The 12968-nt window shown below is 62.6% G+C and carries 12 protein-coding genes; 4 read left to right on the forward strand and 8 right to left on the reverse strand.

Annotated elements, in window-relative coordinates; all coding sequences use genetic code 11:
- Positions 1-185: 185 nt before the first annotated feature.
- The 6 genes from Q8M42_RS13415 to Q8M42_RS13440 all read right to left on the reverse strand — a co-directional run bounded on the left by Q8M42_RS13415 (position 186) and on the right by Q8M42_RS13440 (position 6611).
- Complete coding sequence (locus Q8M42_RS13415) at positions 186-662, reverse strand: nuclear transport factor 2 family protein (RefSeq protein WP_304865339.1); 477 nt, start codon at positions 660-662, stop codon at positions 186-188.
- Between the two features lie 290 nt (positions 663-952).
- Positions 953-3013, reverse strand: a complete 2061-nt coding sequence (locus tag Q8M42_RS13420; RefSeq protein WP_304865341.1) for a pyridoxamine 5'-phosphate oxidase family protein — start codon at positions 3011-3013, stop codon at positions 953-955.
- A gap of 51 nt (positions 3014-3064) precedes the next feature.
- The gene (locus tag Q8M42_RS13425; RefSeq protein ID WP_304865343.1) at positions 3065-3694 is read right to left on the reverse strand and encodes a glutathione S-transferase; all 630 of its coding nucleotides are present in this window, start codon (positions 3692-3694) and stop codon (positions 3065-3067) included.
- Between the two features lie 151 nt (positions 3695-3845).
- Positions 3846-4748: a LysR family transcriptional regulator gene (locus Q8M42_RS13430; protein WP_304865345.1), complete on the reverse strand. Its 903-nt coding sequence runs from the start codon at positions 4746-4748 to the stop codon at positions 3846-3848.
- Between the two features lie 3 nt (positions 4749-4751).
- Positions 4752-5648, reverse strand: coding sequence for a LysR family transcriptional regulator (locus Q8M42_RS13435; protein ID WP_304865347.1), 897 nt, complete (start codon positions 5646-5648; stop codon positions 4752-4754).
- Positions 5649-5837: 189 nt separating this feature from the next.
- Positions 5838-6611 carry an alpha/beta hydrolase gene (locus Q8M42_RS13440; RefSeq protein ID WP_304865349.1) on the reverse strand — a complete coding sequence of 258 codons (774 nt, stop codon included), beginning with the start codon at positions 6609-6611 and terminating at the stop codon, positions 5838-5840.
- A gap of 89 nt (positions 6612-6700) precedes the next feature.
- On the opposite strand from Q8M42_RS13440, the gene Q8M42_RS13445 reads away from it, so the two are divergent.
- On the forward strand, positions 6701-8140 hold the full coding sequence (locus tag Q8M42_RS13445; protein WP_304865351.1) for an HD domain-containing phosphohydrolase: 1440 nt from the start codon (positions 6701-6703) through the stop codon (positions 8138-8140).
- 29 nt (positions 8141-8169) lie between these two features.
- On the opposite strand, the gene Q8M42_RS13450 is transcribed toward Q8M42_RS13445, so the two are convergent.
- On the reverse strand, positions 8170-9087 hold the full coding sequence (locus tag Q8M42_RS13450) for a LysR family transcriptional regulator (RefSeq protein WP_304865353.1): 918 nt from the start codon (positions 9085-9087) through the stop codon (positions 8170-8172).
- A 116-nt stretch (positions 9088-9203) separates the two neighbouring features.
- Between Q8M42_RS13450 and Q8M42_RS13455 the strand changes: the two genes are divergently transcribed.
- Both Q8M42_RS13455 and Q8M42_RS13460 read left to right on the forward strand, forming a co-directional pair.
- Complete coding sequence (locus tag Q8M42_RS13455; RefSeq protein ID WP_304865355.1) at positions 9204-9533, forward strand: nuclear transport factor 2 family protein; 330 nt, start codon at positions 9204-9206, stop codon at positions 9531-9533.
- Positions 9530-10303, forward strand: coding sequence for an SDR family oxidoreductase (locus tag Q8M42_RS13460; RefSeq protein ID WP_304865357.1), 774 nt, complete (start codon positions 9530-9532; stop codon positions 10301-10303). The genes Q8M42_RS13455 and Q8M42_RS13460 overlap by 4 nt, the downstream gene beginning before the upstream one ends.
- Before the next feature lie 28 nt (positions 10304-10331).
- Here the strand turns inward: Q8M42_RS13460 and Q8M42_RS13465 are convergent, their stop codons facing one another.
- Positions 10332-11027: a tRNA (adenine(22)-N(1))-methyltransferase TrmK gene (locus Q8M42_RS13465; protein ID WP_304865359.1), complete on the reverse strand. Its 696-nt coding sequence runs from the start codon at positions 11025-11027 to the stop codon at positions 10332-10334.
- Positions 11028-11442: 415 nt separating this feature from the next.
- On the opposite strand from Q8M42_RS13465, the gene Q8M42_RS13470 reads away from it, so the two are divergent.
- Positions 11443-12960: a RimK family protein gene (locus Q8M42_RS13470; RefSeq protein WP_304865361.1), complete on the forward strand. Its 1518-nt coding sequence runs from the start codon at positions 11443-11445 to the stop codon at positions 12958-12960.
- Positions 12961-12968 lie beyond the last annotated feature (8 nt).

Genomic DNA, 12968 nt, shown 5'->3' on the forward strand with positions numbered 1-12968 from the left:
ACAACCACCAACGGTTGCTGAGTTCAATCGGCTATATCCCGCCTGCGGAGGCTGAGGCAAACTTCCACCAGCAACAAACAGGTCAGGCCATGGCGGCCTGACTTAAACGAAACGGCCTCCACAAAAGCCGGGGCGATTCAACCACCCACTACCGCGCAACACTAATAATCCGAAGCCGACGGAACCTACAGCCCCAACTGCGAAAGCCCCGGATGGTCATCAGGGCGACGGCCCAAGGGCCAGCGGAATTTGCGCTCGGACTCCTCAATGGGCAGGTCATTGATGCAGGCAAAGCGGTGGGCCATCAGGCCGTTTTCGGCGAACTCCCAGTTCTCGTTGCCGTAGGAGCGAAACCAGTTGCCCGAGTCGTCGTGCCATTCGTAGGCATAGCGCACGGCGATGCGGTTATCGGTAAAGGCCCACAGCTCCTTGATCAAGCGGTACTCCAGTTCTTTGCGCCATTTGCGCTGTAAAAACGCCTGCGCCTCGGCACGGCTGCTGGCGAACTCCGCGCGGTTACGCCATTGGGTATCCGGGGTATAGGCCAGGGCCACTTTTGCCGCATCGCGGCTGTTCCAGCCATCTTCGGCGAGGCGGACTTTTAAGATGGCGGACTCACGGGTAAAGGGTGGAACCGGTTGGCGAATTTCAGCGTTAGACATGGCGGTTGCTCCTGTTTTTTGTAAATGGAGAGAGGCGATAACGGGTTATGGCTGCGCACTCACAGCGCGTCGACTGAACCACCGGGGAGCCATTCTTGGCGCCCGCAACGCGGCGAACAGCGGCCTCAATCCGTGCGATAGCCACGCCGTCGTGGCGTACGTCGGGTACTCCGTACCGGGTAGCATTTGTGGCAGCAGATAGTTCACCTCCCACTCCCCTGGCGTTTCACGCAACGCTGCGGGCGAGTCGTCGCCGCCAACTATTTCGCTGTGCATGTCGCAGCACCTCACTAGAGATCAAGCACCAGGGGTTGGATAGCGCCGTCCAGTTCCGCCGGTACGGCGCAGCAGATCAATACGCTGCCGCTTTCTGGCAGTTGCGCCGGTGGATTGGGGTAATGCACGTGGCCGCTGACCAGGCGTGTTTTGCAGGTGCCGCAAGAGCCGCCACGGCAGCTGAAGTCGGGGTTCAGGCCACGGCTTTCCGCCAGCTCCAGCAGGCTGCCGCTGCCCGGTGTCCAGCGCGCCTCTTTCGCCGATGAGGAGAAATAGACCGGCACCGGCACGCTGGCGGCGGGCAGCTGAATCGGTGCAGCCGCCTGTTCAACCGCTGAGCGTTGCAACGTCGAGGGGCCGAATGCTTCCGCGTGGATGCGCTTATCGACAATATTCAGCGCCCGCAGCCCGTCGTACATGGCCTGCAGAAAGCCGCCGGGGCCGCACAGGTAGAAGTCGTAGTCATCCAGCGGCAGCCGCGCCTTGACCTGGGCAAAGTCGAGGCGGCCGGTGATTTCAAAGTCACGGCCAACAACCGCCTCAGCGCCCGGACTGCTCAAGGCGCGGTGGATATGCAGGTGCTCGGCATCGCGTTGCTGCAACGCTTTGAGTTCGGCCTGGAACGGCAGGTCCGCCAGGGTTCGGGCGCTTTGGAACAGATACACATGGCGTTGCCGCTGCCGCTGAACATTCTGCGCGGCCAGCTCGCGGAACATCGAGAGCAAGGGCGTGATGCCGACCCCGGCAGCAATCAACACCACCGGACGCTCGCTTTCCTCGGTCAGGGTGAAGCTGCCCATGGGCGGGCGAACCTCCAGCACATCGCCTACCTGCACCTGCTGGTGCAGGTGATGCGAGGCCGGCCCCTGGGCTTTGACGCTGATGCGGATATGCCCGTCAGACGGCGCACTGGAAACGCTGTAGGTACGGATCAGCGGCGCTTCAGCGCCAGCTGTTTGCAGGCGTAGCGGCATATGCTGCCCAGGGGTGAACGCCACCGCCGCGTTATCCAGCGGCTGAAGATATAACGAGCGGATGTCATGGCTCTCCTGCTGCACCTGGGTCACGCGCCATTGTTGCCACTGGCGGCGTTGCTCGTTCTGGCGCAGCTTCTCGTCTGCGTCAGCCCAATTGCCGGTGGCCAGGCTGGTCGGCGCGTAGTCGTGAAATTCCCAGCGCAGCGATACGGCAGCCGGGCGCAATACCACCTGTTCAACCTCGAAGGTCCACAGACGCTCGGCACTTTCAAAGGCGTGGATCATCGGGCTATCGAGAATCAGCTCAGTGCGCCCGGTGAGTTGCAGCAGGTCGCCAGTGGCGAAATCGACAAACAGCAAGCCGGCGACAGGGTTGGCCTGCAGGTTGCCCAGGGTGTTGAAGAACAGGTTGCCGGCGTAGTCGGGGATGGTCAGCCGGTTGCCTTCGACTTTGACAAAGCCGGCGCGGCCACCGCGATGTGAAACATCCACCGAGCGGCTGTGCGCGTCATGGTCGAAGTAGCTGGCGATAAAGAAGGTGTCGGCCGCACGGATCAGCTCGGTGGTGCGGGCATTCAGCGCGGTGAAATCCTCGCGTGCAGCGCGATGCTTCAGCGGCGCCGTAGTGCGGCTATAGCTGCGGGCCTGAATGTACTTGGGGCAGTTGCCGTAGGAGTGCTCGACCGCCACGGCCAGGCCATCGGCAGAGACTTGCTGGATCACCCCGTTGATGCGATTGCGCCGCCGTGTATGCAGTTCGATACCGAGCAGGCCGATGGCCTGGCCGGGTTGCAGGCCGGCAGCGGCCGGGTCCTGCGCATCGGGTTGAACGGCCAGTAGCAATTGCTGCGGATCGGGCGAGGTGACGAAACCTTCTGGCCCCTCAAGCAGAGTGGCCCAGGGCCGCTGCTGTGCATCGACCGCGCCGACCAGCATAAACGGCAGTTGCTGGTAAAACTCGCGGTGCTGGTCGGGCATGTAATCGCGAATAACCTTCTGCCCGATCACCTCCATGCGTTCGGAGACGCCGTAGGTTTCCTGAAGCGTTTTTTCCCCGGTATGCCAGGGCGAGCGGCGGTGTTTAGGCAGATGATCCATGCAATGCGCTCCTCGATAAGGCTGCCGGGAAGTCCGGCAGCCTGCGGCGACTCAGGCGGCTTGTAGACCTGCGGCGGTGCGCTGCATCGGCACGAACCCGGGAAGTGCCTCTACCCGCTCCAACCAAGCGCGCACGTTCGGATAGGCCTGCAGCGATACATTGCCTTCAGGCGCATGGGCGATATAGGTGTAGTTGGCAACATCGGCGATGGTCGCGGCAGTGCCCGCCAGGAAAGGACTGCTGGCCAGTTCACCGTCCATCACCTTGAGCAAGGCGTGGGAGCGAGCGATCACATCCTCGGCATTGAGTGCAGCGCCGAACACCGTGATCAGCCGTGCAGATGCCGGGCCGTAAGCCAGTTGGCCGGCAGCCACCGACAGCCAGCGCTGAATGCGCGCAGCAGCCAAAGGCTCTTCAGCCAGCCACTTACCGTTGCCATATTTCTTCGCCAGGTAAACCAGAATGGCATTCGAGTCGCTAAGGATGGTGCCGTTGTCGTCGATAACCGGCACTTGGCCGAAGGCGTTGATCGCGAGGAATTCAGGTTTTTTGTGCGCCCCGTTGGCCAGGTCGACAAACACCAATTCGGTGGGCAGCTTTAACAGTGACAGCAACAGCTCGACGCGATGGGCGTGGCCAGAAAGTGGGTGGCGATAAAGTTTGATAGCTGGCTGAGACATGGTGCGGCTCCGTATGGGGTCAGGGTAGTCAGCGGCGTCAAACCGGGTTGGCGGCTTTTGCGCTGGTAGGTCCATGCTGCGCTCGCTCGCGGCCAAGCAGAATCACCATGCAGAGCAATGCATAATTTCGTTTTGCAAAAGAATGCGGCTGTTAGCCAAGAAATGCCGGATGAGCGCGCAGCCTGGGCGTGGCGAAGTCGATAAAAGTGCGCACCCGTGCCTCGGCCCGGCGGCCGTCGCGGTAGATCAACTGTGCAGGCAGCTCCTGGCTAACAAAGCCGCTCAATACCGGCTCGAGCAAGCCGTTCTGCAATTCATGGTGTGCCTCATAGCTCATACAGCGAATCAGACCCAGCCCCAGGGTTGCGGCATGAATGGCGGCGCGCTGAGTGGTGCAGGTCAACACCGGTGCAGGTTTCACCAGGCGCGTGGCGCGCTCGCAACGAAAGCGCCATTCGTTGTGCTGTCCGCTGGCTGTGGTCAATACCGCGCGGTGTGCTTTGAGGTCGTCCGGCGTCTGCGGGCGACCCCACTTTGCCAAATAGCCGGGAGCGCCGCAGACAACCGGTTGCACCTTGCCCACCGGCATGGCGAAGCCGGAAGAGTTCGGCAAATGGCCCACCACCAGGGCGATATCAATGCCTTCCTCAAGCAGTTTGGGCACGCCTTCGCTGGCCCGGGTAACCAGCTGCACCTCGGGAAAAGCCGCCAGATAGTCGAGGGCGATGGGCATAAACACCTGCTGATCCATCAGCATCGGTAACGACAGGGTCAAGCGACCGGCAGGGCATGCATGCAGGCCGGCGGCGGAGCGTTCGGCCACCGCGGCTTGTTCGAGAATCTGCCGACAGCTGACGGCAAACTGCTCGCCCGTCGGGCTCAACTCGACGCCGCGCGGTCCGCGAATAAGCAGGCGGTTGTTCAGCCGTGCTTCCAGTGCGGCAATGCTGCGCATGATGGTCGCAGGGGAAAGCTCCAGCTGCCGCGCGGCCGCTGCCAGGCTACCGGCTTGCACCACCGCAGCGAACACCTGCATCTGCTGGTAACGGCTCATGCGCTAAGCGCTCCCGACCTTTTGCAGCGCCGGGTCTTGCAGAAAGCGGCTGGCACAAAAATCGACAAAGGTACGCACCTTGGCCGGCACCCGTCCGCCGCCTTGATAGAGCACATGCACCGGCAGCGCGGCGGCTTCAAAGCTATCGAGGATGATCTCCAGCTCACCCTTGGCCACCCGCTCGGCCACCTGGTAGGACAGCACCCGCGTCAGCCCCCAGCCCAGGCATGCGGCATTGATCGCCGCCTGATTGGAGCTCACCAATAGGCGCGGCTTGGGGTGCAGGGTGAGAGAACTGCTGCCCAGGTTGAACTGCCAGTCGGTGAGCAGGCTGCTGGCAGAGGACATCACGATGGGCGCGGCCAGCACCTCCTTGGGCTCTTGCGGCCGACCAAAGCGTTCGAGAAAGGCCGGCGCGGCGCAGATAACCGGACGGATTTGCCCGACCTTGATGGCCTGCAGACCGGTTTCCGGCAGCTGGCCGATGCGGATGGCGACGTCCACGCCCTCCTCCACCATGTTCACCAGGCGATCCACCAGCAGCGCATTGATCGTCACCTGCGGATGCGCTGACAGGTACTCGGTAATCAGCGGAATCAGATACAGCTCGCCGAACATCACCGGCGCCGTCACGGTGAGGTTGCCCCGTGCACGAATGCTGCTGCCGGTGGCCAACTCTTCGGCCTCTTCCAGCTCCAGCAGGATGCGCTTGCAGTCCTCCACATAACGCCGCCCCGCCTCGGTCAGGCGCAGACTACGCGTGCTGCGCGCCAGCAACAGCGTGCCCAGACGTTTCTCCAGGCCGGCAATCACCCGGGTCACGCTGGGCGGCGACATCCCCACCAGCTTGGCGCCGCCGGCAAAGCTTTCTGCTTCCGCAACGGCCAGCAGTACTTTCATCTCCTGAAACCTATCCACACTCACCGCCCAACGTCGAGATTGGCTTTAAGAATTGCATAAAGCGCTACTAGCGTAGCGCCTGCTCACAGCCTACTGCTGAAACTATGCAGTGGCTGCGAGCACATCCGGGAGAGGTTAAGCGCTTAATTATTCAGGTCATAGGCCGTGAGCATGAAACCGTATTTCCGATCACTGCTCGCCAACACTGCGTACCGCTTCGAGAATCACCTTGGCCACTTCGCCAGGCTGCGACTGCTGCGGCACATGGCTAGTGCCCAGTTCGGTCAGGGTTGCGCCGATACGCTTGGCACTGGAGCGCTGCACGTCGGGATGGATCATGCGGTCCTCAGAGGCGAGCAGGTACCAGGACGGCTTGGTCTTCCACGCCGCGACCGTGGTCCGGTCATCGAAGGCGGATGCCTTGATCGGGCCTTGCGTTGCGCTCATCACAGCAGTCTGTGCCGCCGGGAGATCCTGGGCGAAGTCCTTGGCCATGCCTTCTGGCGTCAGGTAGAGGAAGCCGTTGCTGTCAGCCTTGATCTGGCTGATGCCAGGCGGGGTAGGCGCGCCCTTGCCCTGCTCGCCACTGAACTGGCCTGCATCAGGCGCGAAGGCAGCGACGTACACCAGGGCGCTGACGTTCTCGTGGGCGCCGGCTTCACTGATCACCGTGCCGCCCCAGGAATGGCCGACCAGCACCACGTTGCCTGGCTGGTTGTTCAGCACGCGCTGCGTGGCGGCAACGTCATCGGCCAGCGAGGTCAGCGGGTTTTGTACGACCGTCACCGCAACCCCTTCAGCCTGCAGGTACGGCACTACCTTGGCCCAGTCCGAGCCGTCGGCGAAGGCGCCGTGTACGATGACCACCGAAGGCGTTGCCTCGGCAGCCTGGCTGACACTTACCATAAGGGTGCTGGTCAGGGCGAAGGCGGCGGTAACGAGTTGCGACTTGAATGTTTTCATGGGCTGAACTCCTGTGTTGGGAGTTCAAATTCTGCTGACGGGCCTGCTTAGCGGGTATCGGTCATTTATCCGACCCTGGGGCTTTTTTCATGGATAGCGCATTGCGATTCGACATCTCATTAAGCGGGGCACTGGGGGCTATCTCCCAGGTCGGCGACCTCAGCATGGGCCAGCCCCTTGGCCACTCCCAGCGCGTGGCCCGCATGGCGCAGATGCTGGCCCGCGCCATGCACGGCGACGGCGAGCACCTGATGACGGCGCAACAGGTCGCCTTGCTGCGCTGGTCCGGCTGCACCGCCAACGCCGATGGTTTCGCCCATCTGCTGGGCAATGATGTCGATGGCCGCCGCGCGATGCTCGACCAGACCCTGGGCGCCGAACAGATGAACGCCGTGCACCAGGCGGCGCCACTCGCCGTGGTGCATTGCGAGGTGTCTGGCCAGATCGCGAAAACCCTCGAACTTGGCGCAGCGGTCGAAGCCGGCTTGTGCCGGATATTTGAAACCTATGACGGAACCGGCCGCCCTTTCGGCGTGAGCCACGAGCACATCCCGGACGTGGCCTATCAGGTGGTGCTGGCCGGCGACCTGGACATTCTCAGCCGCGCCCATGGCCTGGACGCGGCGCTGAGTTGGATCAGCGAACAATCCGACCGCCGCTACCCCGCCGCCCTCGCCACGCTGCTGGTGCGCAATGCCAAGGCCTGGCTGGCGGAACTGGAAAAAACGCCCGACGTGCAGGACGACACCCGACTCGAACGCCCCGTATCACTGACCCTGGTGGGCGATGTGATCGATCTGAAGTTGCCCTGGCTGGCAGGTTATTCCCGGCAAGTGGCGCAGATCGCCGTCGAGGCCGCACGTTTGTGGGGGCTGCCAGAGCTAGATCAAACGGAGATTGGCAAGGCCGCGCTGATCCATGGCCTGGGCCGCGCAGCCGTCTCCAATCAGCTGTGGAACACCGCCGGGCCGCTGCCCTACGGCGCCACAGAACGTATCCACCTCGTCCCTTACTGGACGCACAAGGCATCACGGCAGCTCGCTGAACTGGCCGCACCTGGCGAGATAGCCGCCCATGCCTACGAACGACTCGACGGCAGCGGCTACTTTCGCGGTGCGTCGGCCGATGCCCAGTGCGCCGCGTATCGCTTGCTCGCCAGCGCGGTTGCCTGGGTGGCGTTAAGGAGTGACCGACCCTGGCGGCCCGCCCATAGCGAAGCAGAGGCGGCGCGGCTGCTCAAACAGGACGCCAGCCGTGGTCTGTTTGACGCTGACATCTGCGCAGCGGTGATCGCCGCCGTACGTGGCGAACGCCGTTTGCCGCAGCCAAAGAACGCGCTGCTCACCCCCCGCGAGTGCGCCATTCTGCTGGAAATCAGCCGTGGCGCCAGCAACAAGGAAGTGGCGCGGCGACTGGAGATCAGCCCGAGTACCGTGCGCACCCACATGGAAAGCATCTTCCGCAAACTGGGTTGCTCCACCCGCGCGGCCGCCACCTTGAAGGGGCTGACCCTGGGTTTGATCGCCTGATAGCAGGCGCTTGTGGACAGTCGGGTGAATTACCCCAGCTGGTCTTTGCTCGGCAGATTGCCGCGCGCCAGGGCGGTGAAGGCCTTGAGCGCGGCGGAGGGGTTACGCCGGTTCGGGTAGTACAGGCACAGGTTGTCGCGGAGCGGCGTCCACGCCTCCAGCACGCGTTCGAATTGCCCGGCGTCGAGTTCGGCCTGCACATCCTGCTGCATAAAAAAGCCCAGCCCCACGCCTGCCTGCACCACCGCCTTGGCGACACTCGGCTCGTCCAGAGTGAGTTGGCCAGCCACATCAAGCCGGGTCACCTCCCCCGCACGCTCGAAATGCCAGGGGTAAATCGCGCCATTGGGTAGGCGGATGCGGATGCACTGATGGTTGAGCAGATCCGCCGGACTACGCGGCCGGCCATGCTGGGCGAAGTAGGCGGGCGAGCCAACCACGGCATAGCGTTGCGGCTGGCCAAGCGGGATCACGATCATATCGCTGGGTACGAGACTCTCAGCGCGTACGCCCAGATCAAAACCGTCCGCGACTATGTCCACCAGGCGGCCTTCGGTCACCAGGTCGATATGCACCTTCGGATAACGCTGCAGAAATTCCAGCACCAGTGGCAACAGGGCTGCGCGCGCGGCACTGGCGAACGCATTGATGCGTAACACCCCCGACGGCCCGGCATTGTGCGAGCGCACCGCTTCCAGCGCCGCCCGTACCTCCTGCAACGCCGGACCGACCTGCTGCAGGTACATCGCGCCCGCCTCGGTCAGCGACACGCTGCGGGTGGTTCGATTGAACAGCCGCGTTTCGAGGCTCGCCTCCAGCTTGGCAATGGTGTGGCTCAATGCGGTGGTCGAAACATCCAGATCGATGGCTGCCTGCCGAAACGACGCCCGGCGTGCCACGGCCAGTACAGCTTCCAGCTCATTGAGACCAAGGCGCGAATCTGCCATGCAATTGTCCTGATATTCGGGATAGGTCGTTAACATCTGTCCCAGTTGAGCAAACTATCAACCAAGCGGCAAGATCACAGTCGTAAACCCAACCCACTGTGAGAGGAGATCAGGCCATGAACCTGCACCTGCCTGACGCCGTACAAACCTACTTCGATGTCAGCAATGGCGGCGACATCTCGCGCCTTGCCGCCTGCTTCTGCGCGGACGCCAGGGTGACCGACGAAAACCGCACGCACCACGGCATTGCCGCCATCGCAGCCTGGCAACAGGAAGCCCGCCAGGCATTCACCTACAGCGTCGAGCCGCTGGCGGCGACGCAGAATGACGACACGCTGAGCGTCACGGCACGTCTGGTCGGTAACTTCCCCGGCAGCCCGCTGCAGCTAAATCACTTGTTCCTGCTGCAAGACGGCCAGATCCGCTCACTGGAGATTGCGCCATGAACCTCGACCTGAGCGGCAAACGCGTGCTGGTCACCGGCGGCAGCAAAGGCGTCGGCCGCGCGGTAGTCGAGCTGTTTCTCGCCGAGGGTGCACAGGTGCTGACTTGCGCCCGACAGGCCAGCAGCGACCTGCCGGCTGAGCTGTTTGTGCAGGCCGACCTCGCGACCCCGGAAGGCTGCGAAACCCTAGTCGCCGCAGCTAGGCAACGGCTGGGCGATGTGGACATCATCGTCCACGTCCTGGGCGGCTCATCGGCACCCAGCGGCGGCTTTGCGGTACTGGACGACGCGCAGTGGCAACGCGAACTCGACCTTAACCTGCTGCCGGCCGTGCGCCTGGATCGCGCCCTGCTCCCGCAGATGCTGCAGCGCCAGAGCGGGGTGATCATCCATGTAACCTCGATTCAGAACCGCCTGCCCTTGCCCGAAGCCACCACGGCTTACGCGGCGGCCAAGGCGGCGCTGTCGACTTACAGCAAAAGCCTGTCGAAAGAGGTTTCGCCACAAGGTGTGCGTGTTGTACGGGTGTCGCCGGGCTGGATCGAGACCGAAGCCTCGGTCGCCTTGGCCGAGCGGCTGGCGCAGGAAGCCGGTACCGATTACGAGGGAGGAAAACGGATCATCATGGATGCCCTTGGCGGTATTCCGCTGGGCCGCCCTGCCAAGCCCTCAGAGGTGGCTGAGCTGATTGCCTTTCTGGCCTCGCCCCGCGCAGCCGCCATCACTGGCAGTGAGTTTGTGATTGATGGCGGAACAGTGCCGACGGTCTAGTGCTGCACGCTCGCCGCCTGAGGCCGACTTACGCCAGCAGTTCAGTAATCCACTGCGTCTGCTGGGCGACTTTCTGCACCTTCTCTTCCGACACCGCCTGCCGCGCCTGAGCGAAGTCGGCCAGGGTCTGCTGCTTTAGACGCAGCATGCGTTGCCACTTGGCGAGGAACGCCGGGCTGCGCGTCTGCATCTGCAGCGGGCCAAAGTACAGCTCCTCGGCGCTGTAGATAACCGGGCCAGAGCGTTCGGCAACGATGATTTCGTAGGCAAAGCGATTCTCCCGCAGCAGTTCCTCACAGAGGATGCGGTAGCCATTGTCCATCAGCCATTGGCGCAACGGCTGCTCACCGCCGTTGGGCTGCAGGATCAAACGCTCCTGACCACTCAGGCGCGCCTTACCGCTGTCGAGGATGTCGCGAATCCGCTCGCCGCCCATTCCGCAGATGCTGATTGCCGTGATTGCATCGCCCGCCTCAATCGCCGCCAAACCATCTGCCAGACGCACGCTGATACGTTGGCCCAGGTCATTCTCACGAACGCTACGTTCAGCCGCGTGGAACGGCGTCAACGCCACCTCCCCCGCCACTGCTGCCTCGATGACACCACGGCGCATCAACGCCACCGGCAGATAGGCGTGATCCGAGCCAATATCAGCCAACCGCGCCCCTGCCGGCACATGCGCCGCCACACGCTCCAGGCGCATAGACAATGTCTGATCGTTCAACTCCAGCCCCTTCTCAGCCTCGACGTCCGGCCCTTTGGCCGAATCGGGGCGCGATTCTGTCGAGCAACGCCGTGTATGGCAAATCGCGGCGACCGGGGGAACACCGGCTGTGCACTTCAGTGACGGGCTGTTTTCGGCAAAAAAAAGATCACATTTAGCGTCGATACATTCTGGAGGCGACTCACTCTTCAGGCCGCACTAGAAGCCATTTGACACATTAGGAGCCCCGAACACTGAGCGCCTTGGAGCGCCGCTGTATAGTTTCAGCGCATCTGCGTAAAGCTTTCGTAGAGTGCAAAGACATTTCCCGGAATTGGCTGTTTATTGGAGCACGCCAACTCATCAACGGGTCAGATAGATGCCTTCTGTACAAGCCAATCTTTGCCGTCCTCACTTCACCTCAGCCCTCCATCCGATGCCGACAGCCGAGGCGCTGAAAAGCACCCGCGAAGTGCTGATCATCGTTGAGCGCAAGGAGGACTGGTCGTCCTACCTGCCTAGCGAGAACATGCTCACCGCGCGTGAATACTTGGAGCAGTCACGCATGGGCGACGGCACCAAGCGCACCCAGGTGATCAACCTGTGCCGCAACTACAAATACCTGGGTCACGGCTACTACTGCTCGCTGCTGGCCGAGGCGCGCGGGCACAAGGTCATCCCCTCGGTACGTAGCATTAGCGATCTGGCACGCCGTTCACTCTACGGTCTGGCTCTGGACGATATGGAACGCTCGCTGGACAAGGCCCTGGCCCAGCATCCCTGCGCCGACATGGAGGGTTTCACACTCAGCCTGTATTTCGGCAAGACCGACCTGGCGCCACTGCAGGACATCGCTCGCCAGCTGTTCGAGGCTTTTCCATGCCCCATTCTGCTGGTCGACTTCCGCAAGGGCGACAGCTGGCAGATCGCGGGACTGCGTCCCGGCTCGCTGCACAAATTGCGTGAGCAGCAGGAGGACCAGTTCGCCCAGGCCCTCGACGGTTTCAGTCGCAAGGTCTGGCGCACGCCCCGCTCGCGCCAGGTGATGCGCTACGACCTGGCCATCCTGCATAACCCAGACGAACAGCTGCCGCCATCCAACGCCCGTGCCTTGGAAAACTTCGTGCGCGTGGGTAAGACGCTGGGGATCGACGTCGACCTGATCGAAAAGAAAGACTACTCGCGCCTTGCCGAATATGACGCGTTGCTGATCCGCGAGACCACCAGCGTCGACGACCACACCTACCGCTTCGCCAAGAAGGCCGAGAGCGAGGGGCTGATCGTGATGGACGACCCGACCTCGATCCTGCGCTGTACCAACAAGGTCTATCTCACCGACCTACTGCGTAGCCAGGAGCAGAGCATGCCGGCCACGGAAATCCTCTACCGCGACAACCCGCAGGAACTGGATAAGGTCGGCGAACGCTTGGGCTTCCCCATGGTGCTGAAGATTCCCGATGGCTGTTTCTCGCGCGGGGTGATCAAAGTCGAAGACTCGCAGCAACTGCGCGAGGCCAGCGCACAGCTGTTCGAACACTCGGTCCTGCTGCTGGCCCAAGAGTTCCTCTTCACCGAATACGACTGGCGCATCGGCGTGCTCAACCGTCAGCCGATCTTCGCCTGCCAGTACTTCATGTCCAAGGGCCACTGGCAGATCGTCAACCACAAGGCCAAGGGCGCCGAGGTGATCGGCGAATGCCGCACCGTACCGGTCGAAGACGCGCCGAAGGAAGTGGTCGAGCTAGCAGTGAGGACCGCCAACCTGATCGGTGATGGACTGTATGGCGTGGATCTCAAGCAGGTCGACGGTAGCGTCAAAGTGATTGAGGTCAATGACAACCCCAACCTCGACGCCGGCATTGAGGACGCATACCTGGGCGACGAGCTTTACAGGCTGGTGCTGGAAGACTTCGTCCGTCGCCTCGAACTCAAACGGCGCGGTGCCTTGACCTGAGGTGACAG

The sequence above is a fragment of the Pseudomonas sp. genome (genome assembly GCF_030684895.1).
Taxonomy (GTDB): domain Bacteria; phylum Pseudomonadota; class Gammaproteobacteria; order Pseudomonadales; family Pseudomonadaceae; genus Aquipseudomonas.